Raw genomic sequence first — 12,924 nt, 5'->3', positions numbered from 1 at the left:
GATAAATTTCGATTATGGTAATAGGGAGTGTCACGATGGAAAAGTCTACCTTGATAGGTATAGTCCTAGGTATTGTCGCAGTAGTGGTCGGGATGATCTTGAAGCACGCGAGTCCCTCGGCCCTGCTGAATCCAGCAGCGTTCATGATTATCATCGTAGGTACGATTGCCGCCCTTTTCAATGCATTTCCCATGTCGGAAATCAAAAGGATTCCTGCCCTTTTCAAGGTGATTTTTAGCGAGCAAAAACTCCCTGCCAAAAGGGAACTGATCGGTCAATTCATGAACTGGGCATCTATCGCCCGTCGTGAAGGCTTGCTTGCTCTGGAAAACACGTCTGATGAGATCGAAGACCCGTTCCTGCGCAATGGCATGAAGATGATCATCGACGGTGGCGAGCCGGATTTCGTCCGCGATGTTCTCAACGAGGAAATTCACGCGATTGAAGAACGCCACCAGGCTGGCGCCCTCGTCTTCAGCCAGGCGGGCAGCTACGCTCCGACCCTCGGGGTATTGGGAGCGGTAGTTGGTCTGATTGCGGCACTGGGTAACCTGAGCGATATCGACGCCCTCGGTATATCGATCGCGGCTGCGTTCGTAGCGACTCTGCTCGGTATTTTTACTGGTTACGTGCTGTGGCACCCATTCGCCACCAAGCTGAAAAGAAAATCCAAGCAAGAAATCGAAATCAAGAAAATCATGGTGGAAGGACTTCTGTCCATTCAGGCAGGTGTTTCTCCGGCTGCCATCGAGCAGAAGCTTCTGGTGTACATCCCGTACAACGAGCGCAGCGAGATGAAAGAAGAAATGAAGGAAGAGAAGAGGGAGGAAGGAGCTGCGGTAAATGGCTAAGCGACCAAAGAGACATGCTCAGCACGAAGAGCATATGGACGAGTCTTGGCTGATTCCGTACGCGGACTTGCTCACCCTCCTGCTCGCTTTGTTTATCGTATTGTTTGCCTCCAGCGAAATGGATGCCAAGAAGTTCGACCAGATGGTTCGCTCCTTTAACGTTGCGTTGAACGGCGGCGTGGGCGTTTTGGATCAGCCTAGCCCGATTCCACTCGATCCGAACATGATGCAGCAAACCGTACATAAAGGCGCACAGGAAGCGGAAAAGCAGAAGACGGAAGAAGAGAAAAAGCTGGAAGAAGCAGTCCGCAAAGAAACAGAGGACTTGAAAAAGCTGCAAACGCAGCTGGAAGGCTACATTCAGCAAAACAAACTCCAGGACAAGCTCCAGACGAAGCTGACCGAGGAAGGACTTCTCATCACGATCCTGGACAACGCCTTGTTTGATTCGGGAAGCGCTGTCCTGAAGCCGGAAGCGAGAACGCTTGCTACCGAAATGGCAGCGATGCTCGTTCCTCACCCGAAAAAAGTGACCGTGACCGGACATACGGACAACGTGCCGATTCATCGTGCGGAGTTCCCGTCCAACTGGGATCTATCTGCCAAGCGTTCCGTCAACTTTTTGAAGGTGCTTCTCGAAAACCAAAACCTGAACCCGACGAAATTCAGCGCGACTGGCATGGGCGAATACCATCCGGTAGCTCCGAACACGACGGCGGAAGGCCGGGCAAAAAACAGACGGGTAGAGGTCGCCATTTTGCGAGATTTGGCTTCCCCGCCAAAAAACAGTGTCAATCCGTAAACAAAAAGGATAGCGCCTCAGTCGGGTGCTATCCTTCTTTATTTTGGGGCGATACCGGGCATTCGCAGGCAGGAGTGGTTTGCTCGCCCAATTCCAGTTTCAGCTGCTCCATCCGTTTTTCGCCCCACTCGTACATTAGCTCGATGATCGGCAACAGCGTCATTCCCAGCTCGGTCATGGAATACTCCACCCGTGGCGGAACTTCCGGATAAACCTCGCGATGGACGATCCCGTCCTCGATCAGCTCCTTGAGCTGGCTCGTCAGCATTTTATGCGTAATTTTCGGAAACAGGCGTTGCAGCTCGCTGAAGCGATGCGGGCCTTCTACGCCCAAGTGCCATAAAATGACGACTTTCCACTTCCCGCTGAACATGGACAGCGTCAGTTCCTTGGAGCAAGTGAAATCGCCGTTGCGGATTTTTTCCATCGTTTCTTTTCTCAGATCAAGCATGGTTTTTCTCCCTTTGCTACAGCATTGTCCATAAGTATCCTTTTGGTAACTACCGCACAAAAAAGTGCATTCTTATGTTGGCTGGCGCACGCCTGTATAATAAGCCTTGTTGATACGCAACAACCTCATTGCTTATAAATAAAGGAGTGGAAGCCGCCATGGCTAAAAAAGTATTGATTCTGACAGGCGACGCAGTGGAAGCGCTGGAAGCCTACTATCCGTATTATCGCTGCCTGGAGGAAGGCTTGGAAGTGACCATTGCCTCGCCAACTGATAAGAAGGTGCTTCATACCGTTGTGCACGATTTTGAAGACTGGCAAACTTTCACGGAAAAACGCGGCTACCAGATCGAAGCACATGCGTCGTTCGAAGAGATTGATCCGCAGGAGTACGCTGCCCTGATTATTCCCGGCGGACGCGCCCCTGAGCATATCCGGCTGCACAAAGATTTTGCCCGGATCGCCCGTCATTTCTTCCAACATGATAAACCAATTATGATTTTGTGTCATGCGAGTGTGGCACTTACGGTAATTGCAGACGAAATCAAAGGACGCGAGATGACCGCATATTTTGCCTGCCGTCCAGAGGTTGAAGCGGCTGGAGCGAAGTACATCGAGACGCGCTTCCACGTAGATCGCAACTTGATTTCCGGGCACGCCTGGAACGATCTGCCTGCTTTGATGAAAGAGTTTATCAAACAGGTCAACGCGTAACCATACAGCGAAGAGAAAAGCCGATTCCCGTTAGCTGACGGGTTTCGGCTTTTTCATTTTTAGTGAACACAAATATTTTCCAGGCAATTGCGTTACAAAACGGCAGTTGTTGCGTCCTAATAGGTGCAAGTCAATTTTTCGCCTGTACGATACAGGCATGGGATCAACTGGGAGGCGTTCAGAAATGTTGAAAAAAATCATCGTGTTAGGTTCGGCACTGGCAATCGGGGTTACGGCTTATTCCGTCGTGACGATTGTGCAGCAGCCATCCAGCGCCGCAGCAGTGGAAAAACCGGCAGTTGTTCAAAGTTCAGTGAGCGAGCAATTGAAAATGCTGGAGAGCGGGATTATTCCTACTTCTGCATACGATACGGCCCAGACTTGGGCAAAGGCTGTCAAACTGAGAAACGGTGCGCTGCAATACGCGCTCTTGACAGAGCAGGCGCGTTCTGGGCTGAAAGCTCCTCTGGAGAACGCCCATTGGGTGACAGGCGCATCCAGTCCGTGGGTGGAAGGCTTTACGGTCGCAAGCATAACGGATGATTCTGTTGGCAGCGGGCAAAATCAAAAGCTGAAATACCAGATCGATTTTGACCTGGTGACTTCCACAGGCAAATTCGGCACGGATCGGGCGATTCTCGTCGTGAGCCAGCAGGGTGACCAATGGTTCGTCGAGAGTGTTGCACCTGCATCGGACAAATCGGTAGGCATCTGGAATACGCCTGAGTCGTTGAACGATCAAAACATCGAGAAGACTTTCGAAGCGATGAAGGCTTACGACAGCAAGCTCGGCTACCGGATTTTGTTGCCGGAAAAAGTGATGGGCAAGCTGAAAATCGCGGAAGCGACATTGCCAAATGAAGAAGGCAACCCGTCTAGCGTGCAGTTTTACTACAAGGACACAGTAGCCAAAAAGGACGTTCCGTTGGCGACGGTTGTCCGCTTGACGAAGGAGCAGGCGAAGCTGCCTTATTATCAAGAGCATCCTTTCCTGACGAAAATCGGGGAGAACAAAGAGGGCGTCTTTTACTCGCTCTATCCAAGCGAGCACCAGTATGCTGGCAACGAAGAATCCGAGCAAGGACGGGAATGGATGCAGCTGCTTGAAGTGCTGCAAGCAAGAATCGGCAAATCGCTTCAGCCATAAAAAGAGTCGCCTGTGCCAAAACGCAGGCGACTCTTGACAGTTTCGCCAGGACAGGAGATAATATAGTCAATAACAAAGTAAACTACTCGGAATACTATAAATAAAAGAGGTGAGTTCTTTGGAACGGACATTACATATTCCAAGCGAGACAGTTATGTTGACGGGAACGTTGCATGAGCCAGAGCAGCAAAACGGCAGGACGGTTGCGAAATACCCATTGGTTGTCATCTGCCATGGCTTTATCGGCAGTCGAGTCGGCGTCAACCGCTTGTTTGTAAAAGCCGCCAGAGAGCTTGCCGCTCACGGGTTTGGCGTTTTGCGCTTTGATTATGGCGGATGCGGAGAAAGCGACGGGGATTACGGAGCAGGCGGGCTGGACGTTTTGCTCAAGCAGACACGCGATGTGCTCGATTACGCTGCTGCGCTGGAACGGGTAGACCAGGAACGGATTATTTTGCTCGGGCACAGCCTTGGCGGGGCTGTCTCGGCCTTGACGGCAAGTCAGGACAGACGGATTCATTCCATGGTGCTGTGGGCTGCGGTAGCCCAGCCGTTTGAAGACATCGTGCGGATCGTCGGGGAAAAAGAGTATCAGGAAGCACTCTCTTTGGGGAGCACCGACCATAATGGCTACTTGCTTTCCGGACGCTACTTCCAGTCGTTGAACGGTGCTCAGCCATTGCGCCACGTCAAGCAGTTTGAAGGAGATGTGCTGATCCTGCACGGCAATCGCGATGACGTCATTGCAGTCGATGCGATGTTTCATTACGAGCGGGAGCTGCACTTGCGCAGAAGGGGAACGTGCGAAAAAGAAGTGATTGTCGGCGGCGATCATACATTTTCTTCCGCAGACAGCTACAGCAAGTTGATCGGCAGCACGGTAAGCTGGCTGGGCAGGCTGTGGGAGGAAAAGACCGTAGCTGTGTAAAAAAAGAAGGGATGCCCCCAGACGGAGGGCTATCCCTTTTTGCTTTTGATCTCTGCCAAAAGGCCGCGGCAGCCAGCTTCCACCAGATCGTATACGTAGGAGAAACGCCCGGTGTAGTAAGGGTCTTCCACGTTTTGCTCCTGTACGGAGCTGGCGAAGTCCAGCAGGCGGTGCACATTTTTGCCTGACGGAGCCATTTGGGTGAGCGCCGCCAAATTTTCTTCGTCCATGCAGACGACATAGTCGTACTCGGAAAAATCGTGGTGCTTGATTTGCCGGGCGCGCAACGTGTCGTGAGCGATCCCTTTTTCGTCGAGAACCTGTTGGGTGCCTTTGTGCGGACGCTCTCCGGCATGCCAGCCGCCGATCCCGGCAGAGTCGATGCTGATTTCTTTGCTCAGCCCTTCCTGTTCGACAAGATGGCGAAAAACAGCTTCTGCCATCGGGGAGCGGCAAATATTTCCCAGGCACACAAACAATACATTCGTCATCGGCTTATTCTCCTTGCTTGTTTTCGTTTGGGACGAGCTTTTGCTTTACGTAAGTTAGAATAGCACAAGTAGCTGCCCTTGCGAAAATCTTGCAAAAATCGTTTGGCTTTTGCTACAATAGGAGCCAGTTGCCCATGAGTCAAATTGCATATGTTGAGTTTTCTAGGGTTCCGCGAGCCAGACAGTGGCCGGACTGGACCGAGAGAAAACCCACGGCGTTTGCCGTGTACACGGAGGGATAAAAGCCCGGGAGAATATCTGTAACGGTATTCGCCCGTGGCTTTTTTTGCATGTGGGAAAAAGCCCGGGTGAGCCTGCGAGTTGCACTTGGGGAACGATATAAAAAGGAGGGGTTACGATGCAAAAAAACTGGCTGCTGGTCGTGCTTGCCGCCGTGTTTGAGGTGATGTGGGTAGCAGGGCTGAAATACGCGGACCAATTGTGGGAGTGGGCACTGACGGCGATTGCTATTATGATCAGCTTCGCTGTGTTGATCTACTCAGGCAAACGGCTGCCGACGAGCACGGTGTACGCTGTCTTTGTCGGGTTGGGCACGGCGGGCACAGTGATTGTTGAGATGGCTTTTTTCGGGGAGCCGTTCAGTTGGATGAAAGTTGGGCTGATTGCTCTGTTGCTGGCGGGCATCATCGGCTTGAAGGTGGTCACGCATGAACATGGAGGAGATTCGCACAAGGAGGGGGAAGTTGCATGACATGGGTATCGTTGATTTTTGCCGGGTTGTTTGAAGTGGTAGGCGTCATGGGGATTTCGCAGGTGAACCAGCGGCCGTCGCTGCGTTCATGGGCTGTTCTGCTCGGCGGATTTTCGCTCAGCTTCATTTTGTTGTCGATCGCGATGAACGGGATTCCGATGGGTACCGCCTACGCCGTATGGACGGGAATCGGCACGGTAGGAAGCGCCTTGGTCGGAATGCTGTTTTACGGGGAGCCAAAAGATGCGCTGCGGCTTGTTTTCATTGGGCTGGTCATCGTGTCCGTGGCGGGGCTGAAATTGTTGGCGTAAAGGCTGCCAAAGCGGTCGGCGCTGCCTTTTTCCTTTTATTGAAAAAGGAACGACGTGCTTTCACGGGGAATAATAAACGAAGAAACAGGATTTTTCCCGAGGAGGATACGGGCAGGATGAGTTCTTTTTGGACAACGTTAAAAAAGGGAAACACATCTTCAGCGACAGCAGCTTTGGGCAATCTCGGCCTGGCGATTGTCAAGGGCTTTGCCGCAGCCTACAGCGGCAGCGGGGCGATGTTCGCTTCGGCTATGCACTCGATTGCGGACGCGGTCAACCAGGGCTTTGTGTTTTTCGGCAGCGTACTGGCGGAAAAGAAGCCGACGCCGCGCTTTCCGACCGGATTTGGTCGGGTCATCAACCTGTTTTGCATGATCGCAGTCATTGTCGTAACGATCATGGCGTACGAGACGGTCATGGAAGGCATTCATCTGCTCAAAGAGCCTGCGCACGCCAGCCACTTCTGGCTTAATTTTATCATCTTGTTTCTGGCGATTGTCGTAGATGGCTTGGTGTTGGTCAAGGCGATGAAAGAAATCGTGCACGAGACTCGCGTCGAGGCAAAAGGCTGGGGGATTGTGCCTGCTGCGTTTCGCCATGTGGGACGCGCGGCGCCGCCGACACGGCTTGTCTTTTACGAAGATATCGTAGCGACGACGGGAGCGCTCCTGGCTCTGATCGCGGTAGTGGTGACACAGTTTACGACGTTTGCCTTGCTCGACGGTATCGCTACGATCATGATCGGCATTTTGATGGTCGGGGTGGCGTTCAAGGTAGGATACGACAACATGGTCGGCTTGATTGGGGTCGCCGCTCCAAAAGAAGTCGAAGACCGGGTGGCAGCGATTATTTTTGCTGATCCGGATGTGACGGATATCAATCGCCTGCGAATTGTCCAGGAAGGCCGCTTTTACCACGTAGAATGCTATGTCGAGCTGCGAGCGGGTCTGACTCTTGCGGTAGCGGACGACATTAAATACCGCATTCGCGACAGTCTGCTGACCGATCCTGATATTAGTGACGTAACGATGGGCATACTGGAGGACAACGGCGTGCAAGACTGGAAGCAGTCGGATGGCTTGGAAACGACTTGACTCAGCCGAAACCAAAACGGAGATGCACATAACAATACAGCTGTGACCGTTTTGTTGACCGCAAACAGAATCATCCAATATCTAGAAAAACATCGAGGCGTTTTTCACACAAAAAAAGCCACTCACCCTAGTTGCTAAGGGGAGTGGCTTTTCGTTGATCAGGAAACGGTCAAAAGCTCTTCTTGCTGCGGCGATTCGTCGTTTTTAATCGGCGTAATCAACACGCGGGTGACACGGTGATTATCCATTTGCTTGACGGTGAACAAGTAGTTTTCCCACTCGACTGTAGCGCCTACCGCGATATCTTCTTCCAGTTGACTGTACAGCCAGCCGCCAATCGTGTCTACATCCTCGGATTCCAGCTCGAACGGGATATGATCGTTCAAGTCGGCGAGCGTCAGCATGCCGGAAACGGAGAGGCCGTTATCCAGCTTTTCGATCTCCGGTCTTTCCTCGTCGAACTCGTCCTGGATATCTCCGACGATTTCTTCCAGAATGTCCTCCATCGTTACCAGACCAGCTGTACCGCCGTACTCGTCGATGACGATCGCGAGCTGCGAGCGCTTTTTCTGCATCAGGCGCAGGACTGTGCTGATCTCCATGGTTTCCGGAACCGTCAGAACAGGGCGGAGCAACGAATCCAGCTTGACACGTCCGTCTTGCAGGGCCGCCAGGTAAAAATCGGTGGCGTGGACAAAACCGATGATGTTGTCTTTGTCCTCAGCCGCTACAGGGAAACGGGTGTGTCGCTGCGTGCGGATGATCTCCAAGTTTTCTTCAAATGTATTCGTGCTATATAAGCAAACCATGTCAATTCGCGGGATCATCGTTTCCCGGGCCAAGGTTTCGGAAAAGTCGAAAACGTGTTCCACCAGCGACAATTCAGTCTGGTCAATATGACCGCTTTGGTGGCTTTGGTTGACGAGGATGCGGATTTCTTCTTCGGTATGAGCTGCTTCATGTTCCGAGATCGCTTCGAATCCAAGTCGTTTCATCAGGGCGTTGGCGGTTCCGTTCAAAAACCAGATCGCCGGGTAAAGCATTTTATAGAAAAACATCAATGGCGCGGCAACCCACAGCGAAGTTTCTTCTGCTTTTTGAATGGCCAATGATTTCGGAGCCAGTTCACCCAAGACGATGTGCAGGAAGGTAATAATCGCGAACGCTATACCAAAAGATATCGCAGAAATCGCATAGGCAGGCAATCCTGTTGAACCAAGCAGCGGTTCGACGATCATATGGGCGATAGCCGGTTCCCCGACCCAACCCAGTCCGAGCGAGGCGAGAGTAATCCCGACCTGGCAGGCAGACAGATAGCCATCCAGTTTTTGCGTTACTTTTTGAGCGTATACAGCGCGTTTGTTTCCTTCATTCACTAATTGTGTCAAGCGCGTTTGCCGCACTTTGACGAGAGCGAACTCTGCGGCGACGAAGAAGCCGTTCAGAAAAACAAGAAATATCACAAGCAGCAGGTTGAGCACTATCGGGACGTTGTCCAAGTAAAAAGTCATCCTCTCTGGAATTTTATGAAAGTACACTCCTATTTTACTCTGTTTGGCGCCAACTCTCAAAAGCGATAAATCACCATGGCGGGCGTTTCTGACCTCTTGCTGGGGAAGAGCGACTCTCAGGTATGCGTAGCGCACGTTTTTGCGCCCACAGAAGGTCACAGAAGGTCAAACGTCCGGTCCAAACGAACCGGACGGTCGGAGCAAAGCCTGGATTAGCGGTGCAAAAGCTGCTGTCCGTAGACGAAGAACGCCGACAAAACAGCGGCCAGCCCGAGGTAAGCAGCCAGCACTTTCCACTTGGTCGAGGCCGGAGCGACATAATACGTTGTCAGCCGATGCATTTGCTCATCGACTTCCGCCAGCCGCTGGCGAGCTGCCTGCTCGGCTTCTTGCAGTGCCTGGGACGGAGCGGGACGCAGCGGGTCCGACTCGATGAACATGATCGGCTCGCGCTCCCATTGCTTGAACAGTTCCCATTTTCTGTTCATATACACTTTATCCAGCCGCTTCTGGTCGCGTGCCAGCCGCTTTTCGTCATGCAGGAACGGGACGAGGAAGCGTTTGTCCGGCTCAGCCTGATTCAGTGCGCTTACTTCTTCGTTCATGCTGACGCGCATGTCCCATGTCGTTTCCAGTTCAGGCCATTTGGCGATATCGTGCATGAACTTTTCGATTTGTTCCCGTTCGTATTGCAGCACCTGATGCTGGTAGTTTTCACGCAGGCGGTTCCACCAAGTAATCAGACCGAGGATGAAGATGAGTCCCATAATCGGGCCTGGATTGGTAAACAGCATGATCCCCAGACCGATCAGTCCAACGAACCAGATTTTTGTGGAAAGCACAGAGACAATCCGTCCGCCATCCAGCGGGGAGACGGGCAACAGATTGAACAGGTTGAGTACGGCACCGAGGTAGATGACCAATGCCCAGAACGGGTCCTGCGTCCACCAGTAAAGCGGCAGGGCAGGCAAAAAGGCAATCATCCCGGCAAGCGGTCCGCCATAAGCGAGATACGCTTCTGTTTTCGCATCGCGCGGCATGTCTTTCATCGATATAAAAGCACCCGCAAACGGGATGAAGACGGCTGGCGAAGTCGCAATGCCCTTGCGCTTGGCAGCGATGACATGCCCCATCTCATGGACGAAAATCAGGTAGACGATCGCCACGGCAAACTTCCAGCCGTAAATCATGGCGTACGCCCCGAGGCTGACGATCATCGACAAAAGGGTTGCGCCGAATTTGGAGAACTTCAAAATACCGATTAACCATTTGAAATTGGCCAGCAAAAAAGCGCCGACGGCCAAAAGAATCGAACCGCTCTTTTTCATGAAACGCTCCTCCCATACGTCATGGCAGTCTCTCTTTCATACGGATGACGCCCAGAAAAGTTTCTGCTAGTCCGCCAGACGCGGGTTGAAGAAGCGAAAGCCGTATTCGCCGTATGTAGGGTCAAAGTCAAGCTGACCGCCATCGAAGTACCAGAAATCGGCAGGGCGGATGACAAAGCGCAAGCCCTCCACTTCGAAAATGGCGTCGTCAGGCATGGCTTCATCTTTTTCAATCGCGTAGAAAAGCCCGCCCGTTCCAGGACCGCTTGTCCGCACGTACAGGCGAAGCGTGTCACCTGGACGAAATTCGGAATATCGTTGATAGGCGAGCGAAAATGCAGGCGCTATCGCAAGTGTGATGCTCATGGGCCAGCTCCTTTCTGTCTCTTCAAGCCCATTGTAACATACAAACCAAAAACACCCATTCGGTCAGTGTGTCTTTTCCGAATGGGCGATTTTTTTCAAGACAGCTCAATCAATCCTTGCCTTTGCTGACATCTTTCGTCGGATGCATAAAGCGGGCATTGCCTATGGGCTTGTCTTCCAGCAGCTCCTTGTTTTCGTAGGAGTTCCAGCCGATATCGTTGGTGGGATGCACCCATTGGTCGCCAGCCATGATGGAAGGGTCCGTGTCCGTGCTCCAGTTGTTCAACGGGGATTCTTTGGACTCGTACAAGCTGTCTCCGATCACGACGCCAAATTCGTTGACAAAAGGTCGCTGGATGGAGCGGGACGATTTTTTGAAATCAGGGGCGCTGATCTGATGCGGCAAGGTTCCGTCGAGGGAAATATCCTTTGTTTTTTCACGATGCTTCTGGTCGTTGTCCATTCGTTGAACCTCCTTTATCCACTTATCCATACAGCCGAAAGGTTCGCCAAGAGAGGCAGCCATCATTTTTAGCATGCATCACACTTTCGTTGCTTATACGGTGGCGGTCGGGTCGTGAGCCAAGCCCAGCCCAAATGATGGTCTGCCGCATATGCTACAAAACAAAACGGTAACATCCACTTTCATGAAAAGCGGCTTGACGTTTTTCACAGAAAAAGGGGGGAGATTCGATGCTGACAAGTGTCGTCATTCCTGCCAAAGATGCAGACGATCAGCTCTTGTATACCCTGTTCGGCTTCAACCTGCAATTTTGCGCGTTTGAACAGTTTGAGGTGATCGTCCTTGACAACGCTTCAACGGACGAGACGGCGGAAAAACTGTCCCGATTTACCGCCCATTTTTCGTTGAACTATGTGCGGCTTCGCAAACAAAAGCCGCTCGCCTATTTGCTCAATTCGGGGATCAAGCTTGCGCGAGGCGAACTGATTGTGTTTCTGGCCAGCCACATGCTTGTTCCGCGTTCATTCATCGGCGTCCATCAGCAGGCGCATGAGAAAGCCAGTCAGCTTGTCTTGCTCGGACAGGATCGTAAGCGGATATATTCCGTGTATGAGCCAGGGTTTACAGAGATCCAGCACGCGGAGTGCCAGCTTTGGCTGGAGCAATACCCGCACATCAAACGGCCGCATACGCTTGTCAAACCGATCCCGCTGCTGGAAGAAAGCCAGATCGTAAACGAACTGCCTTTTCATATCGGCTTGCCTTGTCCGATGGCGCAGAAGCGGCTGGCAATCCGGGAAAAATACGGGCCGCACCTTACCCGTTATCGCTCGCCATGGGCGCTGTTTGATACCCACCACGTCTCGCTGCGCAAGGAACACTTGCTTCGGGCCGGGTTGTTCAAGGAGCTGCCGCGCATCGCCATGGAGCGGGATTTGGCCAAAAGGCTGGTCAAAAACGGTTGCCGCTTTCAACTGGATGACAAGCTGACCGTCCTGAGGCAAGAGTCGGTGCAAAAAAGAGCCAGTCCGAAGAGCATGTCTCCCAATAAAAACCGCCGGGCGTGATACCAAGCCCGGCGGTTAAACTTTTGGCCTAACGGTTTTCTTTTAACCTTTCTTGTGGTTCACTATTAATGGAACCGTTGGAACGGATGGCCTCGGATTGAGCTTTCGGGCCGCGGATTTCTGCGGTTTTTCCAAAGTCTTTTGCTTTGTTGCGCACCATGTTTCGTCCTCCTCTCAATGCGAAGCTTACAAGTAGTATGACCCAAAACGGGACGGAGAATGAGGGCGTTAGTTCGATAGGGAAAGGATGGCAGTTCAAATGGCAAAGAAAAAACAAAAACAGCAACCAAACCAGCGTCACACGCAGGAAGCAGCAACAGAAGCGAAGGCTTCGCTTGGCAGCTTGAAGGACATGCTGAACGCAGATGCGGTATCGAAGCTGAAGCAGCTGGAAAAAGACATGAAGTCAGAAAACGAGCGGAAGGCAAAGGAAGCTGAAGAACAAAGACGCCGCGAACAGGAAGAACGCGAGCGCAACAAAAGCTTTGCCGAGCTGCTGGATGACTATGAGAAAAAAGGCGGAGGCAAGTTCAGCTGATGCGCGACGACAAACAACCGGATCGTCCGGATACTTCGAAAAACGGCCTGATGAAAAAGCGACAGCTTGCGCTTAAAGACGAGGCGCTCAAGCAGCGCGGTCGCCAGGTGCTCGGCCGGTTGGGGAAAAAGCAGCCCAAGGAGTGATTTTT

Annotated in this window: 18 protein-coding genes and 1 riboswitch; of the genes, 11 read left to right on the top strand and 7 right to left on the bottom strand. The window is 52.2% G+C overall.

Annotated elements, in window-relative coordinates:
- Positions 1-35: 35 nt before the first annotated feature.
- Both motA and motB read left to right on the top strand, forming a co-directional pair.
- On the top strand, positions 36-851 hold the full coding sequence (gene motA / locus M2298_RS21890; RefSeq protein WP_122966256.1) for a flagellar motor stator protein MotA: 816 nt from the start codon (positions 36-38) through the stop codon (positions 849-851).
- Positions 844-1,653 carry a flagellar motor protein MotB gene (gene motB, locus M2298_RS21885; protein WP_063230540.1) on the top strand — a complete coding sequence of 270 codons (810 nt, stop codon included), beginning with the start codon at positions 844-846 and terminating at the stop codon, positions 1,651-1,653. The genes motA and motB overlap by 8 nt, the downstream gene beginning before the upstream one ends.
- 28 nt (positions 1,654-1,681) lie before the next feature.
- Here motB and M2298_RS21880 read toward each other — a convergent pair whose 3' ends face one another.
- Positions 1,682-2,104 carry a winged helix-turn-helix transcriptional regulator gene (locus tag M2298_RS21880; RefSeq protein ID WP_122966255.1) on the bottom strand — a complete coding sequence of 141 codons (423 nt, stop codon included), beginning with the start codon at positions 2,102-2,104 and terminating at the stop codon, positions 1,682-1,684.
- 158 nt (positions 2,105-2,262) lie between these two features.
- Between M2298_RS21880 and M2298_RS21875 the strand changes: the two genes are divergently transcribed.
- From M2298_RS21875 to M2298_RS21865, 3 genes are all read left to right on the top strand, one after another.
- The gene (locus tag M2298_RS21875) at positions 2,263-2,817 is read left to right on the top strand and encodes a DJ-1/PfpI family protein (RefSeq protein ID WP_173598667.1); all 555 of its coding nucleotides are present in this window, start codon (positions 2,263-2,265) and stop codon (positions 2,815-2,817) included.
- A 184-nt stretch (positions 2,818-3,001) separates the two neighbouring features.
- A complete protein-coding gene (locus tag M2298_RS21870) occupies positions 3,002-3,964 on the top strand; it encodes a hypothetical protein (RefSeq protein ID WP_173597126.1) in 963 nt (320 codons plus the stop codon).
- 118 nt (positions 3,965-4,082) lie between these two features.
- Positions 4,083-4,892 (top strand): alpha/beta hydrolase family protein, encoded by an 810-nt coding sequence (locus M2298_RS21865; RefSeq protein ID WP_173597125.1) that lies wholly within the window; start codon positions 4,083-4,085, stop codon positions 4,890-4,892.
- A 29-nt stretch (positions 4,893-4,921) separates the two neighbouring features.
- Here the strand turns inward: M2298_RS21865 and M2298_RS21860 are convergent, their stop codons facing one another.
- Positions 4,922-5,383 (bottom strand): low molecular weight protein-tyrosine-phosphatase, encoded by a 462-nt coding sequence (locus tag M2298_RS21860; RefSeq protein ID WP_173597124.1) that lies wholly within the window; start codon positions 5,381-5,383, stop codon positions 4,922-4,924.
- Positions 5,384-5,534: 151 nt separating this feature from the next.
- Positions 5,535-5,638, top strand: a riboswitch (guanidine-I (ykkC/yxkD leader).
- A gap of 103 nt (positions 5,639-5,741) precedes the next feature.
- On the opposite strand from M2298_RS21860, the gene M2298_RS21855 reads away from it, so the two are divergent.
- The 3 genes from M2298_RS21855 to M2298_RS21845 all read left to right on the top strand — a co-directional run bounded on the left by M2298_RS21855 (position 5,742) and on the right by M2298_RS21845 (position 7,500).
- Positions 5,742-6,095 (top strand): DMT family transporter, encoded by a 354-nt coding sequence (locus M2298_RS21855; protein WP_122966250.1) that lies wholly within the window; start codon positions 5,742-5,744, stop codon positions 6,093-6,095.
- Complete coding sequence (locus tag M2298_RS21850) at positions 6,092-6,406, top strand: DMT family transporter (protein ID WP_122966249.1); 315 nt, start codon at positions 6,092-6,094, stop codon at positions 6,404-6,406. Before M2298_RS21855 ends, M2298_RS21850 begins: the two co-directional genes overlap by 4 nt.
- A 116-nt stretch (positions 6,407-6,522) precedes the next feature.
- The gene (locus tag M2298_RS21845) at positions 6,523-7,500 is read left to right on the top strand and encodes a cation diffusion facilitator family transporter (protein ID WP_122966248.1); all 978 of its coding nucleotides are present in this window, start codon (positions 6,523-6,525) and stop codon (positions 7,498-7,500) included.
- Positions 7,501-7,658: 158 nt separating this feature from the next.
- Here the strand turns inward: M2298_RS21845 and M2298_RS21840 are convergent, their stop codons facing one another.
- The 4 genes from M2298_RS21840 to M2298_RS21825 form a co-directional block, all read right to left on the bottom strand.
- Positions 7,659-8,999: a hemolysin family protein gene (locus M2298_RS21840; protein ID WP_122966365.1), complete on the bottom strand. Its 1,341-nt coding sequence runs from the start codon at positions 8,997-8,999 to the stop codon at positions 7,659-7,661.
- Between the two features lie 224 nt (positions 9,000-9,223).
- On the bottom strand, positions 9,224-10,339 hold the full coding sequence (locus M2298_RS21835; protein ID WP_122966247.1) for a site-2 protease family protein: 1,116 nt from the start codon (positions 10,337-10,339) through the stop codon (positions 9,224-9,226).
- Between the two features lie 66 nt (positions 10,340-10,405).
- Complete coding sequence (locus M2298_RS21830; RefSeq protein ID WP_063230523.1) at positions 10,406-10,705, bottom strand: iron-sulfur cluster biosynthesis family protein; 300 nt, start codon at positions 10,703-10,705, stop codon at positions 10,406-10,408.
- A 109-nt stretch (positions 10,706-10,814) separates the two neighbouring features.
- Positions 10,815-11,168 (bottom strand): DUF3905 domain-containing protein, encoded by a 354-nt coding sequence (locus M2298_RS21825; protein WP_122966246.1) that lies wholly within the window; start codon positions 11,166-11,168, stop codon positions 10,815-10,817.
- 230 nt (positions 11,169-11,398) lie between these two features.
- Between M2298_RS21825 and M2298_RS21820 the strand changes: the two genes are divergently transcribed.
- The gene (locus M2298_RS21820) at positions 11,399-12,235 is read left to right on the top strand and encodes a glycosyltransferase family A protein (RefSeq protein ID WP_122966245.1); all 837 of its coding nucleotides are present in this window, start codon (positions 11,399-11,401) and stop codon (positions 12,233-12,235) included.
- A gap of 28 nt (positions 12,236-12,263) precedes the next feature.
- On the opposite strand, the gene sspK is transcribed toward M2298_RS21820, so the two are convergent.
- Positions 12,264-12,395 (bottom strand): small acid-soluble spore protein K, encoded by a 132-nt coding sequence (sspK, locus tag M2298_RS21815; RefSeq protein ID WP_063230518.1) that lies wholly within the window; start codon positions 12,393-12,395, stop codon positions 12,264-12,266.
- A 99-nt stretch (positions 12,396-12,494) separates the two neighbouring features.
- On the opposite strand from sspK, the gene M2298_RS21810 reads away from it, so the two are divergent.
- Positions 12,495-12,773 (top strand): DUF3886 domain-containing protein, encoded by a 279-nt coding sequence (locus M2298_RS21810; protein WP_173597123.1) that lies wholly within the window; start codon positions 12,495-12,497, stop codon positions 12,771-12,773.
- Entirely contained in the window at positions 12,773-12,919 is a 147-nt protein-coding gene (locus M2298_RS21805; protein WP_167470376.1) for a hypothetical protein, read from the top strand. The genes M2298_RS21810 and M2298_RS21805 overlap by 1 nt, the downstream gene beginning before the upstream one ends.
- The last annotated feature ends 5 nt before the right edge of the window (positions 12,920-12,924 follow it).

Origin of the sequence: Brevibacillus sp. 1238, from assembly GCF_029892995.1 — a bacterium.
Lineage (GTDB): Bacteria > Bacillota > Bacilli > Brevibacillales > Brevibacillaceae > Brevibacillus > Brevibacillus parabrevis.
The sequence above is the reverse complement of the archived record's forward strand: the minus strand, read 5'-3'. Positions and strand labels throughout refer to the sequence as shown.

What these genes read in the sequence shown, in the direction of transcription:
- motA (WP_122966256.1), top strand. Translation starts at nt 36, where the DNA reads ATGGAAAAGTCTACCTTGATAGGTATAGTCCTAGGTATTGTCGCAGTA.
- motB (WP_063230540.1), top strand. Translation starts at nt 844, where the DNA reads ATGGCTAAGCGACCAAAGAGACATGCTCAGCACGAAGAGCATATGGAC.
- M2298_RS21880 (WP_122966255.1), bottom strand. Translation starts at nt 2,104, where the DNA reads ATGCTTGATCTGAGAAAAGAAACGATGGAAAAAATCCGCAACGGCGAT.
- M2298_RS21875 (WP_173598667.1), top strand. Translation starts at nt 2,263, where the DNA reads ATGGCTAAAAAAGTATTGATTCTGACAGGCGACGCAGTGGAAGCGCTG.
- M2298_RS21870 (WP_173597126.1), top strand. Translation starts at nt 3,002, where the DNA reads ATGTTGAAAAAAATCATCGTGTTAGGTTCGGCACTGGCAATCGGGGTT.
- M2298_RS21860 (WP_173597124.1), bottom strand. Translation starts at nt 5,383, where the DNA reads ATGACGAATGTATTGTTTGTGTGCCTGGGAAATATTTGCCGCTCCCCG.
- M2298_RS21855 (WP_122966250.1), top strand. Translation starts at nt 5,742, where the DNA reads ATGCAAAAAAACTGGCTGCTGGTCGTGCTTGCCGCCGTGTTTGAGGTG.
- M2298_RS21850 (WP_122966249.1), top strand. Translation starts at nt 6,092, where the DNA reads ATGACATGGGTATCGTTGATTTTTGCCGGGTTGTTTGAAGTGGTAGGC.
- M2298_RS21845 (WP_122966248.1), top strand. Translation starts at nt 6,523, where the DNA reads ATGAGTTCTTTTTGGACAACGTTAAAAAAGGGAAACACATCTTCAGCG.
- M2298_RS21835 (WP_122966247.1), bottom strand. Translation starts at nt 10,339, where the DNA reads ATGAAAAAGAGCGGTTCGATTCTTTTGGCCGTCGGCGCTTTTTTGCTG.
- M2298_RS21830 (WP_063230523.1), bottom strand. Translation starts at nt 10,705, where the DNA reads ATGAGCATCACACTTGCGATAGCGCCTGCATTTTCGCTCGCCTATCAA.
- M2298_RS21825 (WP_122966246.1), bottom strand. Translation starts at nt 11,168, where the DNA reads ATGGACAACGACCAGAAGCATCGTGAAAAAACAAAGGATATTTCCCTC.
- M2298_RS21820 (WP_122966245.1), top strand. Translation starts at nt 11,399, where the DNA reads ATGCTGACAAGTGTCGTCATTCCTGCCAAAGATGCAGACGATCAGCTC.
- sspK (WP_063230518.1), bottom strand. Translation starts at nt 12,395, where the DNA reads ATGGTGCGCAACAAAGCAAAAGACTTTGGAAAAACCGCAGAAATCCGC.
- M2298_RS21810 (WP_173597123.1), top strand. Translation starts at nt 12,495, where the DNA reads ATGGCAAAGAAAAAACAAAAACAGCAACCAAACCAGCGTCACACGCAG.
- M2298_RS21805 (WP_167470376.1), top strand. Translation starts at nt 12,773, where the DNA reads ATGCGCGACGACAAACAACCGGATCGTCCGGATACTTCGAAAAACGGC.